Raw genomic sequence first — 24,214 nt, 5'->3', positions numbered from 1 at the left:
ATGGGGATTTACAGCTCCGTGGCATGGATCAGCTGATTTGATAAAAAGATATATATAAAATAACAATATGATGAGCAATAGCATTTTAGGTCTGCACCATATCACTGCAATAGCAGGTAATGCGCAGCAAAACTTTGATTTTTACACCCGTATTCTTGGTCTGAGACTGGTAAAGAAAACCGTCAACTTTGATGATCCGGGTACTTACCATTTGTACTATGGCGACGAAAGTGGTGCTGCAGGTACCATCCTTACTTTTTTTCCATGGGAAGGTATAGGACAGGGAACGGAAGGCGTAGGTATGGCTACCGAAATTGGCTATGCCGTACCAGAAGGCAGCCTGGATTTCTGGCTGGAAAGGTTTAAGGAAAATAAGGTGGTTACCGGCGAAATCGCACAAAGATTTGGAGAGACTATCCTACCTTTCAAAGATCCGGACGGTCTTTCTTTAAGTCTGATCATTCCTGAAAAAGCAGACACCAGAACTCCATGGGAGACTGACACCGTTAAAAAGGAAATCGCTACAAGTGGTTTCCACAGTACGACACTGAGTTTGCAAAAAATTGATGAAACGGCAAAAGTACTTACGGATATCTTCGGTTACAGCCTGGTATCTCAGGAAGGCAACCGTTACAGGTTTATCACTGATACTGTTGAAACGGCATCTATTGTGGATATTTTGGAATTGCCGGATGGTACACGTGGAAGAAACGCTGCAGGAACGAATCACCATGTGGCATTCAGGGTTAAAGATGAAGCGGCTCAAATGGAATTCCGCGAAAAGATCCTGAGTAAAAACCTGCAGATTACCCCGAAGATTGACAGGGATTATTTCTTCTCGCTATATTTCAGGGAACCGGGCGGTGTGCTTTTTGAAATCGCTACAGAGAATCCTGGTTTTACCGCAGATGAGCCTTTGAATGAATTGGGTACACACCTGATGCTGCCTCATCAGCATGCACATCTTCGTGATGATCTGGAAAAGCTTTTACCTAAACTGGGTTAATTTTTAGCGATATGCCGGAAGTCAGGTTAACAACAGGTGCCGATGCACCAAAGTCCTTTGATATCTATGATGAAAAAGGAAAACAGGGAGAAATGATTTTTGATATAGCGGGAAATGATATGACCATTTATCATACCGAGGTAGAACCGGAAAGTGAAGGTAAAGGTTATGCAAAACTTTTATTGAACAACATGGTCGGCTATGCCCGTGAACATCAGCTAAAAGTAATCCCGATGTGTGCTTATGTTTATGCACAGTTTAAAAGGCATGAAGAAGAGTACGATGATGTCTGGAACAGACGAAATGATAATATATAAAAAGATAAGCATATGAACGATATAGTTTCAGCTGGCAAAAATCTGAGCCAGGCCAGTAAAGTACTGATCATGATACATGGACGCGGCGCAACGGCAGGGGATATCCTTTCCTTATCGGCCGAACTCCATGTGCCTGATTTTGCACTGATTGCACCACAGGCAAAAGGGAATACCTGGTATCCCACATCCTTCCTTTCACCAAGAGCAGAAAATGAACCCTATTTGTCAGGGTCCTTACAGACCCTGAAGGATATTGTGTCTGACCTTGAATCACAGGGCTTTACCAAATCGCAGCTTTACTTCCTCGGCTTTTCGCAGGGTGCCTGCCTGGTACTTGATTTTGCGGCGGCAAATGCAGCGCGTTATGGCGGTATAATTGCATTTACGGGTGGCGTGATCGGAGCAACGGTTGATCATAGAAATTACCATGGTGATTTTGATGGCACGCCAGTGTTTATCGGCAGCAGTGACCCTGATTTTCATGTGCCGGTTGAAAGGGTAAAAGCGACCACCGCCTTGTATGAAGATATGGGTGCTGAGGTCACAGAAATCATTTATGAAAATATGGGCCATACCATCAGCCATTCAGAAATAGTACAGGTCAACAAACTGATTTTTAATCACTAAAGCACAGGAAGAATGGAAAAAGAGACGGCCAGGATTGAGGCGTTCAGCGATGCTGTTTTCGCCATTGCTGTTACACTGCTGGTGCTTGAACTCCATGTGCCTGAGTTCAGGTACGGCAGCCAGCCAGCGATGCTGATCAGCGAACTGAAAATACAGTGGCCGGGATACCTGGCTTTCCTGATTTCCTTTTTCAGTATATTTATTCTATGGGTGAATCATCATAAGCTGTTTAAACAGATTTATAAGCGCAATACCGGGATCATGTTTGCCAATGGGCTGATTCTCTTCCTGGTATCGCTCGTGTCTTATCCAAGCGCACTGCTGGCCCGGTTTTACGAAACACCTTCCCGGCAGCTCACTGTATCGATATATACGGGAATGTTTGTACTGATCAACTTAGCGCATATTCTGCTGTGGTACCTGGCCAGTAAAGACCGCAGTCTGCTCAGACCCGAACTGGGAGAGAGGGAAATAGCAGCTATCCGCAACAATTATCGTTACGGTTTTCCTACCTATCTCGCTGCATTTGCTTTGTCTTTTTATTTTCCGGCAACAGCATTGCTGATTTGTATCCTGTTGTGGATTTTCTGGGCGGTATCCTCCAGGAAAATAGACTTCGAACATCAGCTTTAACAGCTTTTACTATAGTCCCGCCGGATTAATGGGCGGGACTGTTATTTTGTATTAAGGAATGAGTTTTTTTGCACGAAGCTGATCGAACAGTTCGTAAAATGATTCATTTGTTTTCTGAAAGACAGTGAAACCCAGTTTACGGCTTTTGGACATATCGGTCATGACCTCTATAGGGCGGCCCAGATCAAGATCCGTATGCCACGCTGATGCGAGACGGCTCAGGTCCTTTTCCACTAATTGGTAGCGTTCTGCGATTTCCTTCCAAAGGAGTCCGTCATTCGCTATTTCAGTTTCCAGGGGATGGATAGTTCCATCATAACCGGCAACTGCGATATCGAAATAAGCCGCCAGCTGTTTCCATAACCAGCTCCAGCGGAAGAAGTCGCCATTCACGATATTGAATGCCTCATTTTTCGCAGCTTCCGTTGTCGCAGCCCAGATCAGGTGCTCTGCCAGTACCCTTGCATCGGTCATATCCGACAATCCGTTCCATTGTGCTTCAGATCCCGGCCACTGGAAAGGGCGACCAGTTGCTTTACATATACTTGCGTATACAGCCAGCGTAGTACCCATATTCATCTGGTTACCCACTGCATGGCCGATGACGGTATGCGGACGGTGAATGCTCCAGGTAAAATTATCCCTTGCCGCTGCGGCATAAACTTCATCTTCCTGGGCATAGTAAAAATTCTCTATGTTCAATCGCGGATGTTCCTCACGTAAAGGTGTTTCCGGTAAAAATCCTTCTGCTGCATAAGCCTCAAAGGGACCTAAATAATGTTTTAATCCTGTGACCAGTGCGACATGCTGCACACTTTTTTTAGGAGATAAAACATCCAGAATATTGCGGACCATCTCCGCGTTTACACGGATATTTTCTGCTTCTGTATCATTTCGCATCCAGGTAGTGATGAATACGTGTGTAGGAGAGATATCAGCCAGTGCTGTATTCAGGCTATTGAGGTCGAGCAAATCTGCCCCAACCGGCAAAAGGCCAATGGTGTCGTTTTTGGGATTTCGTGATAAACCGTATGTTGTCCAGCCTTGTGATATCAGTTTTTCAGCAAGATTGCTTCCTGTGATACCGCTTGCTCCAACTACTAATGCTATTTTACTCATGTTGTTCGCTTTATAAAATTTATAATTCAATAAACAATGCAAAAATCGTTATCCCGGGGCGGGCGTCCAAGGATGTAGCTCACGAAATACATGTGCGGTAGGTCACATTACACTATGGGCATGCGGCTTAAGGTCTCTCTGCTGATCCCCAGATAAGAAGCAATCAGCGCCTTTGGCACCCTTTGCAGGAGTGTAGGATACAATTGAACAAACTGTGTAAAGCGCTCTTCGGCGCGCTGGCTCATCAGTGACAGGATTCTTTTTTGCAGCGCGATATAACCCGCCGTAGTTTTCTTCATAAAGAAGTATTCCATTTTTTGCAGTTCTGCACAAAGTTTTTCCCTGTTGTCTATCGAGATCAGATACACCTGTGTATCTTCCAGGCAGTCGATATTCAGCGTCGCGTTTAATTTGTTGTGATAGGCCTGCGGGTCAGATATCCACCAGTCTTCCATGGCAAATTGCAAAATATGTGTTTTGCCCAGCTCATCTGAATAGGAGGATTTCAGCAATCCCTTCACTACAAAATGATCATTTGGGGCCGGTTCGCCAGCCTGAACAAGGTATTGGTGTTTTTTAAGGGTTTTCATTGTAAAGTGAGATAGGGTAAAGCGGAATTCTTCATCACTGAGCTTTACAATTTTCTCTATTTGTTCCCTTAAAATTTCTTCCATATGCTGTACTGAAAAATGCAGTGGCTAAATTAGTATTTTAAAACCAGAAGCAAAAAAAGGATGCTTGGAGGTTGCTGAAAATTGTTGTTGTTTCTGCTAGAATTATATAGGTTTTTCACAGAATTATGTAACAGCCGGAAAAGCTATACAGCTAAATTTGTCTTGTAAACAATATTGCTGATGAAGGGAATGAATAGCATAAATATGATGATGAAGAAGCTTTTGGTGGTTTGTGTTTTATTGATGGGAGCAATTGCGTCTGCGTTTGCACAAGAGCCAGCCAAAGCCAGAACGATCAGGTATGATCTTTATATTGCTGACACCATGGTCAACTATTCTGGAAAAATGAAAATGGCCATGGCCATCAACGGCCAGATTCCTGGTCCGGCACTCACTTTTACAGAAGGCGACACTGCTGAAGTTTATGTGCACAATAAGATGGATATGGAAACATCTATCCACTGGCATGGTGTATTCCTGCCAAACCGGATGGACGGGGTGCCTTACCTGACGCAGCTGCCTGTCAAACCACACAGTACTTATTTATATAAATTTCCAATTGTACAAAACGGCACCTACTGGTACCATAGCCATACGATGCTGCAGGAACAGAGCGGCTTGTACGGTGCTTTAATTTTTAATAAACAAAAAGAACCCTTAATCCCGGCAATTCCGGTGGTTTTGAGCGACTGGACAGATCTGGACCCGGCAGAGGTTGATCGTTCCCTGCATACGGCGAATGACTGGTTTGCGATTCAAAAGGGAACAACGCAGGGATATGCAGAGGCCATTCAAAAAGGACACTTTAAAACAAAAATCACTAACGAATGGAAGCGGATGACTGCCATGGATGTGAGTGATGTTTATTATAATAGTTTTCTCAGCAACGGGAAAGCAGCTGCAGCCTATCCGGATTTCCATGCAGGTGATCGGGTAAAACTACGCATCGTTAATGGCGGATCTTCCACTTATTTCTGGCTGAGCTGGTCGGCCGGCAAAATAACTGTAGTCGCCAATGATGGTAATGATGTGACCCCGGTAGAGGTAGACCGCCTGATCATCGCTCCCTCTGAAACCTATGATGTCATTGTCACCATTCCTGATCAGAAAAGTTATGAATTTTTATCCACTTCCGAAGACCGTACAGGAACAACCAGTTTATGGCTGGGAAGCGGAGAAAAAGTGCCTGCTGTGCGTTTGGGCAAACTCAACTATTTTGAGGGGATGGAGATGATGAACGGGATGATGAAAATGAATGGCGATATGGCACCCATGGGCATGAAGATGAGTAACCAGAAAATGGACATGAACGATGTGATGTATCCTGAGGCGGATAGGGTTACCCTCAATTATGGGATGCTCAAAAGTACGGAAAAAACTACCTTGCGCACAGGTCCTGAAAGGCTGCTGAAATTTGAACTGACCGGCAATATGAACCGGTATGTATGGACCATCAACAATAAAACGGTATCAGAGTCTGATAAAATACGTATTAAAAAAGGAGAGAACGTAAAAATCATTATCTACAATAATTCCATGATGCGCCATCCTATGCACCTGCACGGGCACGATTTCAGGGTACTGAATGGCAAGGGCGAATATGCGCCCTTAAAAAACGTGCTGGATATCTTACCCATGGAAACTGATACCATCGAATTTGCAGCAACGGAGAGCGGGGATTGGTTTTTCCATTGCCATATCCTGTATCATATGATGAGCGGTATGGGCAGGATCTTCAGTTATGATAATTCTCCGCCCAATCCGGAACTCCCGGATCTGGCTTATGCACAGAGAAAACTGAACAGCGACGACCAGAAATTCCGCTTAAAAGCAGCGGTTGGTTTAGAGAGCAACGGAAGTGATGGAACTGCCGTACTTTCAAACACACGCTATCAACTATCGACCGACTGGCGAATTGGACTGAAAGCTAAATATGGTTTGGAAAGTGAGACCTACTTTGGTCGTTATATAGGGAATATGCAATGGTTTTTACCTTTTATCGGTTTTGATTACCACCATAATGGTGTGCTGAATGAAAGTGAAGATAATCTTTTCGGGCAGTCGGGCAACCAGAAAAACAGGCAGGCATTTGTTGCCGGTTTTCAATATACTTTACCGATGCTTTTTGTTGCGGAGACCAGGCTGGACAGTAAAGGTAAACTGCGCTTTCAGTTGAAGCGTGATGATATACCTGTAACTGCAAGGCTGAGGTTAAACCTGATGGCAAATACAGACAGGGAATATATGGCCGGACTGCGTTACGGTCTCAGCAGATATTTCTCTTTATCTGCCCATTACGACAGTGATATGGGATATGGTGCGGGGATTGCTGTAAATTATTAAAGTGCATCCTGATTCTTACCGGTTTTTTCTTCATCTTACCTTCAGTAAACAAAGCAAGAATCGGGTTGAACCGCAACTGTTTTGCAGGTAAATTTGAGCTTAAATCATCATCATGGAAACGCAGCAGGAACTGGATTACAGAAGAATTGCTTCGGCAATTGCTTTTTTTAGAGAAAATTATAAGTTACAGCCTAAACTGGAAGCTGTTGCTGCGCATGTGAACCTGAGTCCTTTTCATTTTCAGCGCATGTTTCACCATTTTGCAGGCGTAAGTCCCAAGGCTTTCCTTCAATATCTCAGTATAGGGCATGCAAAGCAGATTTTACAGCAAACAGGCGCAAGTTTATCAGCTGCCGCATATGAAACGGGACTTTCCGGTACGAGCCGCCTGCATGATCTTTTCATCAAAGTGGAAGGAATGACACCTGGTGAATACAAGAATGGGGGAGCGGCACTTGACATTAACTATTCATTTGCAGCTACGGTATTCGGAAAAGTGCTGGTTGCTTCTACTGCGAGGGGGATATGTCATATGTCTTTTGCAGATGAGGGCGAAGAAGCTGCCCTGCAGGTACTGACGACTAATTTTCCTGAGGCCCGTTATTATCCTGTAGCGGACGTTATTCAGCAAAATGCATTGTTTGTATTTTCGCAGGACTGGAGCAGACTGGATGAGATTAAGCTGCACCTGAAAGGAACTGATTTCCAGATTAAAGTATGGGAAACCTTATTAACAGTGCCTTGTGGCGGACTGACAACCTACGGTGATCTGGCCAGAAAAGCTGGATATGAAGGCGCCCCGAGGGCGGTGGGCACAGCGATTGGCAGTAACCCTGTCGCATTTCTGATACCTTGCCACAGGGTGATCAGGTCTTCAGGTGAAATAGGACAATACCGTTGGGGAGCAGACCGTAAAAACGTGCTGATTGGCTGGGAAGCCTCCACAATTTCCAATTAATTACGCTTCATCTTATCATCATCTTTTAATTGTGGTCAGAGTAACTTCGTGCAGCTCCTTCGCAGATACAGATTTTTGGTAAAGTGCTACAGCTGTAATAATGGAGGACGATGCATTAGATCAGGAGGAAAATTGAACTGCTAAATAGTAAAAGGATAGTGACGAAAGGGGTTATTGGCCTCAGGATTGCTATATTGCAGCATCTTAAGAAGCTGTACCCTATTTACGCATGGAGAATATTCACAACCAATTTATCAATACCAAACAGAAAGCACTGGGAATCAATCTGGATCCGAAGATTTACGGCTCATTTGCTGAAATCGGCGCAGGGCAGGATGTAGCTGCCAATTTTTTTAAAGCAGGTGCTGCCGCGGGAACTATTGCGAAAACCATGTCTGCATATGATATGGCTTTTTCTGATGCGATTTACGGGGTGCAGGAGACCAAACGTTATGTAAGCGAGCAACGTTTGATGGCGATGCTGGGTCATGAATATGACCTGGTGATAGAGCGGTTGGCCGCCAAGAGGGGGGAGACTTCTACCTTCTTTTCATTTGCGGACACCTTTTCCGCCCTGAATTATCAAAAGACCAATCAGGGACATGGCTGGATGGGAATGCGTTACCAGCAGGAGCCCGGCGGACCGTTCCATGATGTGGTTCTCCATGTTAAATTACTGGACAATGACCTGGGTTTACAACATTCGGCAGTGGGCACCCTTGGTGTAAATCTGGTGTACGCCTGTTTTAATTATTATAAATCACCCTCGGTGTTTTTGCTTTCTTTGCTGGATGACCTGAGCAGGGACCGTATTCAGATCGATATGATCCGTTTTGAAGGGCCTGGTTTCAATGAGGTTGATAACCGGCTGATGAGTCTGCACCTGGTAAAATACGGACTTTCCGATGCTGCTGTATTTGGCCCGGATGGTAAAAACCTGCAGCCTTCGGAAGTTTTGTATAAAAAGCACATCATGATTGTGAGGGGACGTTTCCGCCCACTCATCAATGTACATATGGACATGATCAATACCGGCGTGGAGAAATTCATGAAGGAACCTGACGTAGACAATACGAAGGTGATTGTGGTGACAGAGCTTACTTTGCAGTCCCTCAAGGAACGAGGTGCAGATGACAGGGCGGAAATTAATGAAAAAGACTTTTTAGACAGGGTTGATATCCTTTGCTCCATGGGGCAAACGGTTTTAATATCAAATTTCCATGAATACTATAAATTGATAGCTTACCTGTCGAAGATCACCACACTTAAAATAGGGGTGGTACTGGGTTATCCCAACCTGGAATTTATCTTTAATGAAGAGCATTACCAATACCTGCAGGGTGGTATTTTAGAAGCTTTCGCTACGCTGTTCAGCAGAAAAGTAAAGCTTTTTATTTATCCGACATTAGGACAGGGAGTAGTTTATAACTCGAAAAGATTTTCTCCCCCTCCGCACCTGATTGATCTATTTGAATACCTTATTGCTAATGATAAAATTGAAGATATTCTCAATTATAATGTCAACAATCTCAACGTGCAAACCGATCATGTACTGCATCTTTTAAAGAAAAATGCGGCTGGCTGGGAAGAATATATTCCGGAAAAAGTGGTGGCTCTGATTAAAGAGCGGTCATTGTTCGGCTTTTCGGCTGATCACTAAAGCACAGGCCTGAATCAGCAGATGAGTTTATAGCCGATACTCCTCAAGTTCATAATCTGCATATCAGGTTCGTCCTTGAGGAGTTTCCTGATATGTGTCATGAACACATCCATGCTGCGTGTATTGTAATAATTATCGTCGCCCCAGATTTTGATCAATGCCTCCTGCCGCTCCAGCACATCATTCTTCCGTATAATCATCATTTCCAGCAGGGCAGATTCCTTGAAGGAAAGTGCATATTCTCCTGATGAAGTTTTTAGTTTTTGCTGTACGGTATCCAGCTGGCAGCTGCCAAAGTGGTAAATGGTATTCTGTATTTCAGGCCCGGTGACGGCTGCCCTGCCAAAACGGTGTAACAAGGCTTCCATTCTTACCAGCAATTCTTCCATACTGAAAGGCTTTTTGAGGTAGTCATTTCCGCCAGATTTAAAGCCTTTTACCACGTCTTCTGTCAGCACCTTTGCACTTAAAAAAATAACAGGAAGGTCTGGTTGCACCGTTTTCAGTTCTTTTGCAAGGGTATAACCGTCTTTTGAAGGCAGCATAATATCCAGGACACAGATATCCGGCAGGAAACTGGCATAGGCATCCATCACCAGGTTACCATCGCCAACCACCTGAACAGTATAACCACTGCTCTTCAGCCCGTCGCTCACGATATGTGATAAAAACGGCTCATCTTCTACATATAATACTTTTAAGCTCATGATGCTGCAGGTAAGGTAATGATAAAATCCGCTCCGTTTCCGGGTTCACTTTTCAATTTAATACTGCCCCCATGCCGCTCTAACAGCTGTCTGACATAATGCAGGCCCAATCCTGAACCTTTGGTATCATGCGTATTTCCTTTGCCAGGGATCCTGTAGAACTTCTCAAATATATTTTTATGATAAAGTTTGTCTATACCCGGACCATTATCCCTGAAGCTCAGTGTTACGGCCCTGGCATCGCAGGCACAGGTAATTTCCAGGATCAGGGCATTCCCGGTATATTTAATTGCATTATCAATCAGGTTATAAAATATATTAGTCAGGTGAAAAGGATCTCCATCTACAAAACAGGGTTCGGCAGAAGAGTTAAACCGAATGCTGGCATTGCTATTTAATAACTGTAATTCCATGGAAGTAATGACTTGCTGCAAACCGGATTGTACATCATACAGTTCCCGGTGAAGTGGCTGTTCCCCATCTTCGCCGTTACTGATCTTCAATACTTTTTCCACCATCAGGTCCAGTCGGTGCAGTTCATGCTGACTGATATCAAGGTAATTTTGCAGTCGCTGCGGATCATTAACCAGATGATATTTTTTGATAGATTCCAATGCTACGGCTACCGTGGCAATGGGTGTTTTAAACTCATGGGTCATGTTACTGGTGAAATCTGCTCTGGCATCTGCATACAGCTGCTGGTTACGCAGGAGTCGCAGGATGAAATAAAATGCAATACAGGTCAGTACTACCATCAGTACCGAGGAGGCCAGGTAATAACGCATCCGGTACCATACCACATTATTTATCGCAGGAAGAACCACTTGATAGCTGTGTGAATACAATAGATTATAAATATACTTTCTGCTGCTAAACACAGGCTTCAATCCTGCAGGAACATTGCTCTCTGTTATTTCACGGTTATGGTTATATAAGTTATAATACAGTTTTGAACTGATCCCCAACTTCTTTAATTCGGCCCCTACTCTTTTTTTTGTTTCTATTAAAGACAAACTGTCGCTTGCTTTCATTTCAGCAGCAGTCAAACCCGACCCTGAACTTGTAGGTTTACTTTTCTTTGGACCAGCTTTATCTTTTAAACTGAAGTTCATAGCCACTGCTGTGCTGTCCTCATTGAAACTGATCATGAGACTGGTACGCATGCCGGTCATTTTCATATTGTCGAATGCCACCCTTAATTGTTCCCATTGCGGAGAGAGAAAGATCTGTTTGATCTGGCGCAGGTTTCCCGGATCCTTTAAGGAAGTCAGGCTATAATACATATTCGTCTGGGCAGTTCTGCTCACCACGTGCTCAATATCATCCTTCAGTTGTTTCTGCTGTGCTAAAAAAAGCTGCTGCAACCATACCACCTGCAGGCCGGTGCTGACCAGCAGTGAGAGTACGATCAGCAGGTAAATATATTTAGCTTTTAACCATTTCATGATGTGAAGTTCCTCATAATTTATAGGGTAACCATAACCTCAAGATACGATTTAACTCTATTTAACTCAACTTAACTTCCGTTTAGGAAGCAACAGGCTAGGTTTGTGGCATATTAGCATGAGCTATAAACTTGAATCTATACTTATGAAAACCATATTTTATTTTTTATTGCTGTGTTTTCCCTTTCAATTGTCAGCACAGCAAAAGGTGACAGGTGTTGTTAGTGATGAACAAGGGGAAACCCTGGATGCGGCTACTGTAACACTTTCGCAGAATGGGCAGGTAATCAGCAGTCAGCTGGCGGACCAGGGTCAGTTTACATTCAGTGGTATGAATCAGGGTGTTTATCAGCTTTCAGTTTCACTGATTGGTTATAAAGCTTCGTTACGTTCTTTTACTATGCCTAAAGATACACTTGCTATTATACTGCTGAACGAAAACAGACAGTTAAATGAGGTGGCGGTTACTTTTAAAAAGCCGACAATAGAACGTAAAATAGACCGGGTAGTTTTCAATGTGGAAAATAGCATTATGGCCAGCAGCGGGAATGCCTGGGATGCCCTGGGAAAGTCGCCGGGCGTGCAGACTACTAATGAAGGAACGATCAAAGCAAACAACAAAGGTGCTGTGGTTTATCTGGATGGCAAGCCCTTCAGGCTATCAGGAGATGATCTGGCCGCTTACCTGCAAAGTATTCCTGCAGATCAGCTTTCAAAAATTGAAGTGATGCCTAATCCTTCAGCTAAATATGAAGCGCAGGGAGGGGCAGTAATTAATATCATCTCAAAAAAGACAAAAACTGACGGATTTAATACCAGTCTGAGCGGAGCTTATACCCGCGGGGCATTGAACAGGTATACCGGGAATGGCGTATTCAATTACCGGAAGAACAAGCTGAATGTTTTTGGCAGTTATGGTTATTCCGACAGGGACATTCAGCGTGATTTGAATACCTTCACTATTTATGAAACGCCAAATTCCTATGCTTATTGGGATTTGAAACGCAGGAGTTTGGGGAATACCAGGGCAAGTAATTATTCTGCTGGTGCTGATTACAACTTAACCGGTAAACAGGTGATTGGTCTGCTGGTCACGGGAAACAATTCAGCAGGTTCCAGCGAAAGCAAATCGATCACTAATATTTTTAATCACCACAATGTTCAGCCCGATTCCATATTGTATACCAATACAACTGCAGAAAGCCGGATTAATCAATACAGTTTCAACGTAAATTATAAAGTGCAGCTGGATTCAGCAGGGCGCAGCCTGAACATAGATGTAGATTATGTTCCCTACACCAGGAACAATACACAGGGTTTAAGTAATCATACTGTACTCAGCGATGGTAGTCAGTCAGCTTCACCATACCAAATCTCCTCGCCGGCGGCACAAAGGATCAATATCTGGTCCGGCAAATTAGATTATAACTATCAGTTAGGTAAAACCTGGGCGATGGCTTCGGGCGCAAAATATACCAGCATCGTAAGTGAGAATCAGTTTGATTTTTTCAATACTGCCGGCACAGTTCCTGTACCGGATCCTTCAAAAAGTGATCAGTTTGACTATACTGAAAATACATGTGCTGCCTACACCGATCTATCCGGTGCCAGCGGTAAATGGATTTTAAAAGCAGGGCTGCGTGCAGAATATACCCGTACGAAAGGAAATTCACAATCATTGGATTCCATCAATACCAACAGCTATCTGCGCATTTTTCCTTCAATTTTTATCACCTATAAAGCCAGTGAAAATAATGAGTTTGGTTTTACTTATGCTAAAAGGATTGAACGTCCTGATTACAGACAGCTGAATCCTGCAAAGAGTTATTCGAGTCCTTATAATTATCAGAACGGGAATCCCTTTTTAAAACCTTCCATCATCAATAGTTTGCAGCTGAATTATACTTTGCACCATGATTATACTTTCGCTGCAGTGTATACACAAATTGATGATATGTCCAGTAACGTTACCGTTCAGGACAATGTGAACCAGCGCTTTTATGATACACAGCTCAACATTGGCCGTATCCAGGAGCTTGGAGCGGAACTTTCTGCTGTTCATCATCCTGCTCCCTGGTGGGAAATCAATCATCTTGCACAAGGGTATTACCGGACACAAAAGTCAGATCAGCCGGGAAATACTTATAATTACCGGCAGTTTTATTTTTACCTGAGAACCGATCATGCTTTCACGCTGAATAAAAACAATGGATTAAAAGCCGAACTGAGTGCATGGTATAACAGTGCTGTACAACAGGGAACATTATGGTTAGATAAAACTCACGACCTCAGTGCAGGTATCAGTAAACCGCTGTTTAATAAACAAGCTACGCTCAGGTTAAGTGCAGCAGATCTACTGTATGGTAATCCTTACCGGATTCGCATCGATAACCAGGGCCAAAATAACGGAATTTACCAGAAGAATGATACCCGTACTTTCACGCTGAGTTTTACTTATAAATTAGGTAAAAGCATGGCTGCGTCGCGAAAAAGAATCACTGCCAGCGAGGAGGAAAAGAAAAGAACGAATTAGATCGCATAAGGCTAATAACGGGGCTATTAGTACGATTTTGTATAATAATCTTGATAATAAAACAAATATGTACTATGTTGTGTTTTATTCATCATATGAAAGAGAGATTTGACATATTATCTGCTACCTGCAGCAGGGAAACTACAAAGCTTTACAGCACTAGTTTTTCTCTTGGTATTTATTTTTTGAACAAAGAACTGCGCGCGCCTATCTATGCGATATACGGATTTGTCCGGCTGGCGGATGAGATAGTGGATAGTTTTCATGATTATCCTAAATCAGTAATGCTTCAGGAACTGAAAAACGACTGTTTTATGGCGATAGAACGGGGAATCAGTATTAACCCGGTGCTGAATTCCTTTCAGCAGGTGGTGAATCAGTACCATATCGGACATGAGCTGATCAGTCTCTTTTTAAAGAGTATGGAAATGGATCTTGAAGAGCAGTCCTACACGCCCGAAACTTATGAAGAGTATATTCTTGGTTCGGCACAGGTGGTTGGATTGATGTGTCTGCATGTATTTACCAACGGAGATGCAAATGAATTTGCACGTCTTCGCTTACCGGCGATGAAATTGGGATCTGCATTTCAGAAGGTCAATTTCCTTCGTGATGTAAATGCCGATTACCAGGAACTGAGTCGTACTTATTTTCCTGACGTCAATCTTTCTTCTTTTTCAGATGCTGACAAAAGAGCGATTGAGCAGGAAATCCATCAGGAATTTAATGAAGCATTAAATGGAATCAGGGAACTTCCGCGGTCCTGCAGAAAAGGTGTTTACCTGGCCTATGTGTATTACCTGAAGTTATTCCGCAAGATAGGAAAGGTTCCTGCCGAAAAGGTATTGTCTGAACGGATACGCGTATCTAACGGACATAAATTCTGGCTGATGTTCGATTCACTTGTACGTTACAAACTGAATGTGTTATAAAAATAATTAAATCTGCGGGACAGATTTTCAGACCTGCCGCCGGAATTAAAAACGAATGATATGGTAAACATAAATAGTGATCAGATCTCGGAAATGGATAAGTTCTATCGCATTAGCCTGATGAACAGTATATCCGGGTATAAGTCTGTTAATCTTTTGGGCACGACCAATACCAATGGAATCACCAATCTCTGTCCTGTGAGTTCTGTATTTCATATGGGCAGTAATCCACCCTTGCTGGGCATGGTGATCAGACCCGAACGCGGGCATAATGATACGCTGCAAAATATCAGGTCAGTTGGACACTATACGTTGAATAACGTACTTCCGGAATGGTATACCCAGGCTCATCAAACCAGTGCAAGTTATCCTTCCGGTGTTTCAGAATTTGATGTGTGTGGCTTCAAAAAAATGTACGCCAGCAAATTCAAAGCACCTTTTGTAGCTCAGTCTACGGTTCGGATCGGGTTGGAACTGCGTGAAATCATTGATGTAGAAATTAATGGGACGAGTATAATTGTAGGAGAGATGGTGCTTATTCTGGCTGAAGATACACTGATAGGCGAAGATGGTTTTGTAGATCATGTAAAAGCAGGTACCCTGGCTGTAACAGGACAGGATAGTTATTATTTACCGCAGGCTTTAGGGCGGCTCAGTTATGCCAAACCGGACGAAGTACCCAATTCTTCCCTGTTATGAAATCCTATCAGTTAGTTCATCAGTTACTAACCCTCGTAGAGCAAATGGAGGAGGAGCATCACGGTGATGAGATTTCCCTGCAGGATTTTGCCGGATTTCTGGTCAGCCATGTGGGCAATGCAGCCACAACAGCGGCGACAGAAGATATACGTTTTGGTCAGCAGGAAGATAACGCGCAGGAGATTGCTTACCAGCTGGATAACAATATTGCCCGACTATTTGTATACATGAGCCGTTATGCCAAATCCTATATCAAAAAAGTATTAGATGGAACGCCACTGCAAACCGCAGAAGATTTTACCGGGCTGGCAATTTTGCTGACTCATGATCATCTCTCTAAAACCGAACTGATCAGCCATAACCTGCAGGAGAAAACCTCAGGGTCGGAAGTGATCAGGCGTTTGATCGCCGCAGGCCTGGTGAGACAATGGGACAGTTTAGCAGATAAAAGAAGCAAACAAATCGGCATCACGGATGAGGGGAAAGAATTACTTTACCGCGTATTCAAAGATATGAATCACGTAGGTAAAATGATCACAGGTAAGTTAACTGTCAGCGAAAAACTCACGCTGCAATACCTGCTGCAAAAGTTGGAGGATTTTCATTATGCACACTATCAAAAAAAGAACATCCAGAACAAAGAAGACCTGAAAACATTTTCAGAATAAAAGCAGCAGCGGTCCACAAATATGACCTGACAAGTTTCCGGATTTCATTACTCCTATTCGTTAAAATTAGAAATTAACATTTTTTAACATATAAATACGTAATAGATAATCATTTATGCATTATTCTTTTAATAATAATCCGATATTACAAGGCTAAAGTCATGTCCTGCCAAATATGAAACCCACTACTTTACTATTATTTAGTTTTTTTACTTTTTTTAAGCTCTCTGCACAAAGCCATCTGCCTTCCTTATTGTTACAGCTTAAGCGTAACAACAACGATACCAGTAAGGTCAATATGTTGGGTGACATTGCTTCTGCTTATCGTAATGTACGACCTGATTCTGCACGTTATTATGTAAAACAGCAGCTTCAGTTGGCTACCCGTATCAACTTTGTCTATGGAATCGCTAAATCCTACAGAATGCTCGCAGAATTGGAGATGGCACAGGGCGAAGTTGCTGAAGCGAAGAAGGATTTTGATATCGCATTGGCACTATTTACCAAGGAAGGAAAAAAACTGGATATTGCATCTGCACACAACGGTCTGGGTGGTGTGGCATTAAGACGGGGTGAATTTACGGAAGCGATTCGTCGCTTTTTATTGGCTCAGCGGCTATATCAGCTCTCTGGAAACAGGAGTGGGATAATAACGGCATACAATAAACTGGGGGCTGTTTATCAGCAGATGGGGGACCTGGAAAAGGCACTGACATCTTTCAACAAGGGGCTGGATATGGATAAGTCTTTTGCTCCGTCAGACAGAACCGGCCGGCTCATGAATAATATCGGTATCGTTTATTTTGGTCGCAGGGAATACCAGATAGCACTTGATTACTACCTCGCTGCACTTAAAAAAATGGATAAGCCGGAATTTTCTGATATCCGTATTTTGTTACTGAGTAATACAGGTGATGCCTATGAAAAAATTGGAGATCTGGCAGCAGCTGCCAGGTATCAGAAAGCAGCTTTAAAGTTGATCCGTGAAAGAAATCTTAAGGAATATGAAATTGGTATACTGACCAGTCTCGCCTCCGTAACCGGGAAATCAAAACCGGACAGCGGTAGATTATTACTGAATCAGGCTTTACAGCTGAGTAAGGAACTTGACCAGCGTTACATGATGCTGGATGTATATCAGGGTATGATCAATCTTTATAAACAGGATGAAAACTATAAAGCTGCGGTAGAAACACTGGAACTGCGTAACCTGTTGCAGGATAGTTTATTTACGATCAAAAAGGCAAAGGATGTTGCCGATCTGCAGTCCAGCTATGATCTCTCTACCTCTACTGTCAAAGTGCAGAAGCTGGAACTTAGCAATCAGCAAATCCGGTTTAACAGGAATATCGTCCGTGCATTTGCCATATTTATGGGCCTAATACTGCTGGCTTTCATCTTTTTCTATATCCGAACGCGCAAATTAAACCAGCAGCTGATGAAAAGGGAAGAAGCGCTTAAGCAGCAGCAATCCGAATTAAAAAAGCTGAATAACTTTAAAGATAAACTGTTTTCTATTATTGGCCATGACCTCAGAGCACCGATAACCAGTATTGTAAGTCTGATGGAAGTGGCGGAAATCAATCATCTTTCGGAAGAAGAGTTCCAGTCTTTCGTTCCGAAACTGAAAGAACAAAGCAATGCAACACTGGAAATTCTGGACAAGTTACTGATCTGGGGAAAGTCACAGATCAAGGGTACTGCCTACAGTAAATCTGCCTTTAATGCAAAAGAGCTGATTACTAAAAACATCACCCTGTATAAAAGTGCTGCGGCAGAGAAAGAAATCAGTATTACTGACCATACTCCGCAGGAACTGATGATTTTTGCAGATATGACCCAGGTTGATTTCATTGTCAGGAATCTGCTGGCTAATGCCATCAAATATACCTATAGCGGCGGGAAAATAGAACTGCATGCTGCAATTGATCAGCTCCACGGATATAATACGCTATTCATTAAAGATAATGGAGTAGGGATTGCAGGTGATTTGCAACAGCAGATTTTTGAACGGGAAAACCTGAGCCTGGAAGGAACGGCAAGTGAGAAAGGGAATAGTATCGGCCTGATGTTGTGTAAGGAATTTGTTGAAGAAAATGGCGGTAAAATCCAGATAGAAAGTAAACTGGGTGAAGGAACACAATTTTCAGTTACGCTACCATCTGTTAAATTTTGATATTTCAGCGCGCTATTTTAAGATCAGTGTAAACTCGGGACTCGCGGTTATATTGGTCTGGTATTCCTTTGGTATTGGTTTGGTATTCCTTTGATACTGTTTTGATAAATCAGACCAATGTTAATCCAAGGTGCGGCCAATCTTAGCGGATGATATAATCTTACCTGTACTTTTCAACCGATTGGCTACAATCGCTACCTTTACATGATGGAAGATTACAAATTTGAAATTCAGCTCAAAGTAAGGGACTATGAATGCGATATACAGGGTGTAGTAAATAACTCCGTCTATCAGGCTTATCTTGAGCATGCGAGACATGAGTATTTGTTGTCAAAAGGCAATTCATTCGAAGAACTCACTAAACAAGGTATATTGTTGATGGTATCCCGTATTGAAATGGACTTTAAGGCTTCGCTGACCAGCAGAGATATTTTCACCATAAAACTCAGAACGGAACGCTCGGGTGTGAAACTTGTATTTTATCAGGACATTTACCGCCTATCGGATAATGTCCTCTCTTTAAAAGCTAAAGTGGAAGCGATTGCCAAAGTGAACGGAAGATTAAGCAGGGGAGAGATCTTTGATACATTAGCCGTATAAAACGCCGAAATTAAATGAACGCATATGAGCTTTTACAGGCATTAATAGCCGGCAATTTATAGCTTATTTTTTTTGAACTGTTTCCCGCTTTGCTTGTTATAGCTTTTCAATATCATCTATATGAGCTTAACCAAGTACAATTCCAAACGCGACTTTAAAAAAACTGCTGAACCTAAGGCTGGTAAGAGCAGTAATAAAGATAAATTATTGTTTGTGATCCAGAAGCATGATGCTTCACGTCTGCATTATGACTTCAGGCTGGAGATGGGAGGTGTGCTAAAAAGCTGGGCAGTACCTAAAGGTCCCACTACCGATCCGAAGTTAAAAAGACTGGCAATGATGGTAGAGGACCATCCATTTGACTACAGAACTTTTGAAGGCACTATTCCTAAGGGTGAATACGGGGCAGGAACAGTGATTGTATGGGATCAGGGTACTTATGAAACAATAGCAGATATCAAGGGAAAAAAGGCGCAGGAAAAATATCTGCTTGATGAGCTGGAGAAAGGATCTGTGAAGATCAAACTTCATGGAGAAAAACTGGAAGGTGAATTTGCACTGGTTAAAACACATGGAATGGGGGAGAATGCCTGGCTCCTGATTAAACACAATGATGAATTTGCCTCAAAAACGGATATTACAATAAAAGATAAGTCAGTATTATCAGCTAAAGATTTAAAGGAAATGGCAGCCGGAGCGCATGTACCCGTGCCGGTCAAAGCTACAAAGAAATCCGGTACCTCTCGCGGGAAGAAAGTGCTGCCAGTGGATGCTGCTGAAGAAGAACTGGACGCGAAGATCGATGGGCATGAACCGGTTGAGATTGATTTGACAAGGCTACTGAAAAGTGCGCCCAAAGCTAAAATGCCAACTGCCATCAAACCAATGAAGGCGACGCTCGTGGAAGATCCTTTTGATAATGATGAATGGGTTTTTGAAGTGAAGTGGGATGGTTACAGGGCAATCGCTGCTGTTAACAATGAGGTGGAGCTGATTTCCCGTAATAAAATTCCTTTTGATAAATATTATCCAGTTGTTGCTGCGATGAAAGAATGGGATTTCAAAGCGGTGTTGGACGGGGAGATTCTGGTGTTGAATGACAAAGGGGTGGCCGACTTCGGTGCGCTGCAGAACTGGCGCAGTGAAGCAGACGGCAATCTGGTTTTCTATGTATTCGATATTTTATGGTATGAAGGAAAAAGTCTGGTTGATTTACCGTTGATTCAACGCCGGGCTATCCTGGAGAAAATCCTTCCGGCTGATGACGACAGTATAAGGCTGAGCAAGGTTTTTTATGGAAAGGGAATTGAGTTTTTTGATGCGGCAACACGGATAGGACTGGAGGGAATGATCGCAAAAAAAGCCAGCAGTACTTATACTTCAGATCTGCGATCCCGCGAATGGCTGAAAGTAAAAGTGAAAAAAAGGCAGGAAGTAGTTATAGCAGGCTTTACCAGGAACCCGGGTACAAATAAATCTTTCAGTGCCCTCATCCTCGGTATATATCGGGAGGGTAAACTGGTTTTTGCCGGAAAGGTAGGTACGGGATTTCCCATGCAGCTGCAAAAAGAGCTGATGGAACAATTCAAACCTTTGATTACGGATGAGGTACCCTTTGATCAGGAACCTGATATAGATAAACCTTCACGTTTCAGACCGCAAAGGCTGGGCGCGAAACCCACATGGCTTAAACCAGAGCTGGTAGCAGAAGTTGCCTTTGCTGAAGTTACGACCGACGGGGTATTCCGCCAGGCTTCTTTCAAGGGCATGCGTGAAGATAAAAATGCCAGGGATGTAGTGCTGGAAAAAGCGGTGCCGACCGATGAAACCGTGGAGGAAGTTGAGGCTATTCAACCTCCTGTAAACAAAGGGCGTAAAACATTGCTGAATCCTAAAGATGAAACGCAGGTACGCAAAGTCTGTGGTCACGATTTAAAATTCACACATCTGAGTAAAATATACTGGCCGGATGATAAAATTACCAAGAGAGATATGTTCAACTATTATTACCAGGTAGCTGAATATATTTTGCCTTACCTGAAAGACCGGCCGATGTCGCTCAACAGGTTTCCCGGCGGTATTACCGGTAAAGGGTTTTACCAGAAAGATGTTACCGGAAAGGCGCCGGATTGGGCAAAAACCTTTGCGCATACGACAGATGACGGAAAGAACAATAACTATCTGGTGGGTAATGATGAAGCGACGCTCCTGTGGATGGCCACCCTGGGCTGCATAGAGATGAACCCGTGGTTCAGTCGCATACAGTCTCCGGACAATCCGGATTACTGTGTGATCGACCTTGATCCGGATAAAAATACCTTTGATCAGGTAATTCAGACAGCACTGCATATAAAAGAAATGCTGGATGCGATAGACGTGCCTTCTTATTGCAAAACCTCGGGCTCTACGGGAATGCATATTTACATTCCCTTACATGGAAAATACACCTACGATCAGTCGCAGATGTTTGCCCGTATTATCGTTGAAAAGGTACACCAGGAGCTTTCGGAATTTACCAGCATAGAAAGGAAGATTTCAGCACGCAAAGGAAAAATGTACCTAGACTTTCTTCAGAACCGCCCCGGTGCAACAATAGCCTGTCCCTATTCCTTAAGACCGAAACCTGGTGCTACGGTATCTATGCCGCTGGCATGGGACGAAGTTAAAACGGGACTGAAGATGAGCGACTTCACTATTTTTAATGTGGTAGACCGCTTAAAGGAAACCGGAGATTTATTCCATGGCGCATTGGACGAAGGTATTGACCTGATGAAAGCGGTGAAAAAAGCGAAAGAGGTTTTTTAGTCTGCAGTTCTTCACAGGATTTTCGGAAAGGAAATCCTGTGAACATTACTCCTGAAAGGAGTGTTTCCACCTGACGCCTGCAGACAGGCTGGCAAAATATGTATATTTGATTTCTACGAATCACACCCCTGACATGATTGAAAATACATTTGGAATGAATATCATTCCAGAGAATGATTCCGAGCGCCTGGTTGCACTAAATCGATACCGGATTATGGACACGCCATCAGAAGCTTCTTTTGATAATATGGCAAAATTGTGTACCCAGATCTTCAGTGTACCTGTTTCCCTTGTTTCTTTGGTTGATGCCGAGCGGGTATTCTTTAAAGCCAATGCAGGAATGGGGAACGCAAGGGAAGCGAACAGGGGTAAAAGTCTTTGCGCACTTGCTGTACTTCATCCTGAAATTACTGTTTTTGAAGATGCGCTTAAAGAACCATGTCTGATCGCTAACCCTAATGTTGCCGGTGATTTTGGTCTCCGTTTTTATGCGGGAGCGCCATTGATTACGCATGATGGATTTTTAATAGGCACTTTGTGCATTATCGATCAACAGCCCAGAGTTTTTACGGAGAAAGAATCACGCATCCTTGCAGGAATGGCCACTGCGGTCATGGATCAGATTGAACTCAGAAGTTCTGCTTTAGAAGAAATTGAGAATCATCAGGTGACTAACGGATTGCTCAGCGAACAAAAGGAAGAAATGCAGGCTGTTAACGAGGAGTTGATTACGACTAATGAAGAACTGATTTCATCCAATAAAGAGCTTCAGACCAGTCAGGAACAGCTGATCAGTTTAAATCGTCAGCTCGCAGACAGTGAGGCGCGTTTCCGTAACCTCATCAAACAATCTCCTGTTGCCATTGCAATTTTACAGGGACGTGAAATGAGAATAGATTGTGCAAATGATGTAATTCTCCGGATTTGGGGCAAAGATGATTCCGTAGTGGGGAAAAACCTGGCTGTCGCATTACCTGAAATTAAAGGCCAGCCTTTTTTGGATTTGCTGGATGAGGTATATACCAGCGGTAAGGCTTATTTTGGTAAGGAAGTGATGCTTTCTGTAGTTGAAAATGGTATCAGTAAACATATGTATGTGAATTTTACTTACCAGCCTTTTGAGGTGGAGGGTATCACAAAAGACATTATGGTCGTCGCTAGTGACGTTACCGCCCAGGTGGAGGCAAGAATAGCTGTAGAAGATGTAAATCAACGTTTGCAAATTGCGATGGACGCCAGTAAACTGGGTTCTACAGAAGTTAATCTTGCTGATGGAGTGATGGAAAGTACTGCACAATTTAAAGCCAATTATGGTTATCGGGAAGACGAAACCTTCAATTATCCGGATCTTTTTGAAACCATGTTTCCTGAACACCGGGAGCGTGTAAGAAAATTAGTACAGGAAGCAATTGCTACTAATACGGTTTATCGGGCAGAATACCCGGTTACATGGCGTGATGGTTCTGTACATTGGATCAGCGCTCATGGAAGGCCACGTTATGACGAAAATGGTAAGGTAAACAGGATGGTGGGGATGACGGCAGATATCACTGAAAGTAAGTTATTTGAACAAAGGAAGGATGATTTCTTAAGTATTGCCAGTCATGAACTAAAAACTCCCGTAACCAGTTTAAAAGCTTCTTTGCAGTTATTAGACCGGATTAAGCATAAACCGAACTCGGCGATGCATATCAAACTGATCGAACAGTCTAACAGGAGTATGGCCAAGATGAGCGTGCTGGTGGATGACCTGTTAAACATGAACCGCATGAGCGAAGGTCAGCTCAAATTGAAAAAAACTACTTTCACGCTATCCGAAATGCTCAACCTATGTTGTAATCATGTACGTGTGGAAGGCAGATATGAACTGGTGATTAGTGGAGATATGGACTTGCGTATTTATGCTGATGAACACCGTATCGATCAGGTAGTTGTTAATTTCGTGAATAATGCAGTGAAATATGCACCAGATTCGATGAAGATTTTTCTTAACATCGAGAAAATAACAGGTTATGCGAAGATTTCCGTGCGCGATGAAGGACCTGGAATTGCCAGCCATATCCTGCCTCATCTCTTTGATCGTTATTATCGTGTGAACCACGAAGGTCAGAGTTATAGCGGGTTGGGGTTGGGACTGTACATTTGTTCAGAGATTATTAAGAGGCATGAAGGCAGGATCGGCGTGGAAAGCGAATTGAATCATGGGAGTACATTTTGGTTTACTATACCTGTAAATGAACAACAATAGAGGATAAAATAAGGGTTATATCGGTTAAATTCAGGCCGGACGACTTTGTGAGGGATGGATATCT

The 24,214-nt window shown here is 43.1% G+C and carries 19 protein-coding genes; 15 read left to right on the top strand and 4 right to left on the bottom strand.

Going from position 1 to position 24,214, the window contains the following annotated elements; translation table 11 throughout:
* Positions 1 to 67 precede the first annotated feature (67 nt).
* The 4 genes from OQX62_RS15865 to OQX62_RS15850 are packed head-to-tail and all read left to right on the top strand — an operon-like array spanning position 68 to position 2,583.
* The gene (locus tag OQX62_RS15865) at positions 68 to 1,006 is read left to right on the top strand and encodes a ring-cleaving dioxygenase (RefSeq protein WP_322973756.1); all 939 of its coding nucleotides are present in this window, start codon (positions 68 to 70) and stop codon (positions 1,004 to 1,006) included.
* 11 nt (positions 1,007 to 1,017) lie between these two features.
* Positions 1,018 to 1,323, top strand: a complete 306-nt coding sequence (locus OQX62_RS15860) for a GNAT family N-acetyltransferase (protein ID WP_265832583.1) — start codon at positions 1,018 to 1,020, stop codon at positions 1,321 to 1,323.
* A 12-nt stretch (positions 1,324 to 1,335) separates the two neighbouring features.
* Positions 1,336 to 1,950, top strand: coding sequence for an alpha/beta hydrolase (locus tag OQX62_RS15855; protein WP_265832582.1), 615 nt, complete (start codon positions 1,336 to 1,338; stop codon positions 1,948 to 1,950).
* A 12-nt stretch (positions 1,951 to 1,962) separates the two neighbouring features.
* The gene (locus tag OQX62_RS15850; RefSeq protein ID WP_265832581.1) at positions 1,963 to 2,583 is read left to right on the top strand and encodes a TMEM175 family protein; all 621 of its coding nucleotides are present in this window, start codon (positions 1,963 to 1,965) and stop codon (positions 2,581 to 2,583) included.
* A 51-nt stretch (positions 2,584 to 2,634) separates the two neighbouring features.
* Here the strand turns inward: OQX62_RS15850 and OQX62_RS15845 are convergent, their stop codons facing one another.
* Complete coding sequence (locus tag OQX62_RS15845; RefSeq protein ID WP_265832580.1) at positions 2,635 to 3,702, bottom strand: SDR family oxidoreductase; 1,068 nt, start codon at positions 3,700 to 3,702, stop codon at positions 2,635 to 2,637.
* 107 nt (positions 3,703 to 3,809) lie between these two features.
* Entirely contained in the window at positions 3,810 to 4,376 is a 567-nt protein-coding gene (locus OQX62_RS15840; RefSeq protein WP_265832579.1) for a Crp/Fnr family transcriptional regulator, read from the bottom strand.
* Positions 4,377 to 4,556: 180 nt separating this feature from the next.
* On the opposite strand from OQX62_RS15840, the gene OQX62_RS15835 reads away from it, so the two are divergent.
* From OQX62_RS15835 to OQX62_RS15825, 3 genes are all read left to right on the top strand, one after another.
* Positions 4,557 to 6,719: a multicopper oxidase domain-containing protein gene (locus OQX62_RS15835; protein WP_265832578.1), complete on the top strand. Its 2,163-nt coding sequence runs from the start codon at positions 4,557 to 4,559 to the stop codon at positions 6,717 to 6,719.
* A 112-nt stretch (positions 6,720 to 6,831) separates the two neighbouring features.
* The gene (locus tag OQX62_RS15830) at positions 6,832 to 7,677 is read left to right on the top strand and encodes a bifunctional helix-turn-helix domain-containing protein/methylated-DNA--[protein]-cysteine S-methyltransferase (RefSeq protein ID WP_265832577.1); all 846 of its coding nucleotides are present in this window, start codon (positions 6,832 to 6,834) and stop codon (positions 7,675 to 7,677) included.
* A 229-nt stretch (positions 7,678 to 7,906) separates the two neighbouring features.
* A complete protein-coding gene (locus OQX62_RS15825) occupies positions 7,907 to 9,337 on the top strand; it encodes a TonB-dependent receptor (RefSeq protein ID WP_265832576.1) in 1,431 nt (476 codons plus the stop codon).
* Between the two features lie 14 nt (positions 9,338 to 9,351).
* Here OQX62_RS15825 and OQX62_RS15820 read toward each other — a convergent pair whose 3' ends face one another.
* Together OQX62_RS15820 and OQX62_RS15815 are read right to left on the bottom strand one after the other, a co-directional pair.
* Entirely contained in the window at positions 9,352 to 10,044 is a 693-nt protein-coding gene (locus OQX62_RS15820) for a response regulator transcription factor (RefSeq protein WP_265832575.1), read from the bottom strand.
* Positions 10,041 to 11,489, bottom strand: coding sequence for a sensor histidine kinase (locus tag OQX62_RS15815; RefSeq protein ID WP_265832574.1), 1,449 nt, complete (start codon positions 11,487 to 11,489; stop codon positions 10,041 to 10,043). The genes OQX62_RS15820 and OQX62_RS15815 overlap by 4 nt, the downstream gene beginning before the upstream one ends.
* Before the next feature lie 145 nt (positions 11,490 to 11,634).
* On the opposite strand from OQX62_RS15815, the gene OQX62_RS15810 reads away from it, so the two are divergent.
* The 8 genes from OQX62_RS15810 to OQX62_RS15775 all read left to right on the top strand — a co-directional run bounded on the left by OQX62_RS15810 (position 11,635) and on the right by OQX62_RS15775 (position 24,150).
* On the top strand, positions 11,635 to 14,022 hold the full coding sequence (locus tag OQX62_RS15810) for a TonB-dependent receptor domain-containing protein (protein WP_265832573.1): 2,388 nt from the start codon (positions 11,635 to 11,637) through the stop codon (positions 14,020 to 14,022).
* Positions 14,023 to 14,117: 95 nt separating this feature from the next.
* On the top strand, positions 14,118 to 14,954 hold the full coding sequence (locus OQX62_RS15805; RefSeq protein ID WP_265832572.1) for a phytoene/squalene synthase family protein: 837 nt from the start codon (positions 14,118 to 14,120) through the stop codon (positions 14,952 to 14,954).
* Positions 14,955 to 15,014: 60 nt separating this feature from the next.
* Complete coding sequence (locus OQX62_RS15800; protein WP_265832571.1) at positions 15,015 to 15,653, top strand: flavin reductase family protein; 639 nt, start codon at positions 15,015 to 15,017, stop codon at positions 15,651 to 15,653.
* Positions 15,650 to 16,321: a MarR family winged helix-turn-helix transcriptional regulator gene (locus OQX62_RS15795; RefSeq protein ID WP_265832570.1), complete on the top strand. Its 672-nt coding sequence runs from the start codon at positions 15,650 to 15,652 to the stop codon at positions 16,319 to 16,321. Before OQX62_RS15800 ends, OQX62_RS15795 begins: the two co-directional genes overlap by 4 nt.
* A gap of 175 nt (positions 16,322 to 16,496) precedes the next feature.
* Complete coding sequence (locus OQX62_RS15790) at positions 16,497 to 18,497, top strand: tetratricopeptide repeat-containing sensor histidine kinase (protein ID WP_265832569.1); 2,001 nt, start codon at positions 16,497 to 16,499, stop codon at positions 18,495 to 18,497.
* 204 nt (positions 18,498 to 18,701) lie between these two features.
* Positions 18,702 to 19,097: an acyl-CoA thioesterase gene (locus OQX62_RS15785; RefSeq protein WP_265832568.1), complete on the top strand. Its 396-nt coding sequence runs from the start codon at positions 18,702 to 18,704 to the stop codon at positions 19,095 to 19,097.
* Positions 19,098 to 19,217: 120 nt separating this feature from the next.
* A complete protein-coding gene (ligD, locus tag OQX62_RS15780; protein ID WP_265832567.1) occupies positions 19,218 to 21,902 on the top strand; it encodes a DNA ligase D in 2,685 nt (894 codons plus the stop codon).
* 154 nt (positions 21,903 to 22,056) lie between these two features.
* Positions 22,057 to 24,150, top strand: coding sequence for an ATP-binding protein (locus OQX62_RS15775; RefSeq protein ID WP_265832566.1), 2,094 nt, complete (start codon positions 22,057 to 22,059; stop codon positions 24,148 to 24,150).
* Positions 24,151 to 24,214: the final 64 nt, after the last annotated feature.

It is taken from the genome of Pedobacter sp. MR2016-24 (assembly GCF_026239655.1).
Lineage (GTDB): Bacteria > Bacteroidota > Bacteroidia > Sphingobacteriales > Sphingobacteriaceae > Pedobacter.
Note: the sequence above shows the minus strand (reverse complement) of the source record. Positions and strands in the feature narration are given on the sequence as shown.

Excerpts from the sequence above, each read along its gene's own strand:
- OQX62_RS15865 (WP_322973756.1), top strand. The coding sequence starts at position 68 with ATGATGAGCAATAGCATTTTAGGTCTGCACCATATCACTGCAATAGCA.
- OQX62_RS15860 (WP_265832583.1), top strand. The coding sequence starts at position 1,018 with ATGCCGGAAGTCAGGTTAACAACAGGTGCCGATGCACCAAAGTCCTTT.
- OQX62_RS15855 (WP_265832582.1), top strand. The coding sequence starts at position 1,336 with ATGAACGATATAGTTTCAGCTGGCAAAAATCTGAGCCAGGCCAGTAAA.
- OQX62_RS15850 (WP_265832581.1), top strand. The coding sequence starts at position 1,963 with ATGGAAAAAGAGACGGCCAGGATTGAGGCGTTCAGCGATGCTGTTTTC.
- OQX62_RS15845 (WP_265832580.1), bottom strand. The coding sequence starts at position 3,702 with ATGAGTAAAATAGCATTAGTAGTTGGAGCAAGCGGTATCACAGGAAGC.
- OQX62_RS15840 (WP_265832579.1), bottom strand. The coding sequence starts at position 4,376 with ATGGAAGAAATTTTAAGGGAACAAATAGAGAAAATTGTAAAGCTCAGT.
- OQX62_RS15835 (WP_265832578.1), top strand. The coding sequence starts at position 4,557 with ATGAAGGGAATGAATAGCATAAATATGATGATGAAGAAGCTTTTGGTG.
- OQX62_RS15830 (WP_265832577.1), top strand. The coding sequence starts at position 6,832 with ATGGAAACGCAGCAGGAACTGGATTACAGAAGAATTGCTTCGGCAATT.
- OQX62_RS15825 (WP_265832576.1), top strand. The coding sequence starts at position 7,907 with ATGGAGAATATTCACAACCAATTTATCAATACCAAACAGAAAGCACTG.
- OQX62_RS15820 (WP_265832575.1), bottom strand. The coding sequence starts at position 10,044 with ATGAGCTTAAAAGTATTATATGTAGAAGATGAGCCGTTTTTATCACAT.
- OQX62_RS15815 (WP_265832574.1), bottom strand. The coding sequence starts at position 11,489 with ATGAAATGGTTAAAAGCTAAATATATTTACCTGCTGATCGTACTCTCA.
- OQX62_RS15810 (WP_265832573.1), top strand. The coding sequence starts at position 11,635 with ATGAAAACCATATTTTATTTTTTATTGCTGTGTTTTCCCTTTCAATTG.
- OQX62_RS15805 (WP_265832572.1), top strand. The coding sequence starts at position 14,118 with ATGAAAGAGAGATTTGACATATTATCTGCTACCTGCAGCAGGGAAACT.
- OQX62_RS15800 (WP_265832571.1), top strand. The coding sequence starts at position 15,015 with ATGGTAAACATAAATAGTGATCAGATCTCGGAAATGGATAAGTTCTAT.
- OQX62_RS15795 (WP_265832570.1), top strand. The coding sequence starts at position 15,650 with ATGAAATCCTATCAGTTAGTTCATCAGTTACTAACCCTCGTAGAGCAA.
- OQX62_RS15790 (WP_265832569.1), top strand. The coding sequence starts at position 16,497 with ATGAAACCCACTACTTTACTATTATTTAGTTTTTTTACTTTTTTTAAG.
- OQX62_RS15785 (WP_265832568.1), top strand. The coding sequence starts at position 18,702 with ATGATGGAAGATTACAAATTTGAAATTCAGCTCAAAGTAAGGGACTAT.
- ligD (WP_265832567.1), top strand. The coding sequence starts at position 19,218 with ATGAGCTTAACCAAGTACAATTCCAAACGCGACTTTAAAAAAACTGCT.
- OQX62_RS15775 (WP_265832566.1), top strand. The coding sequence starts at position 22,057 with ATGAATATCATTCCAGAGAATGATTCCGAGCGCCTGGTTGCACTAAAT.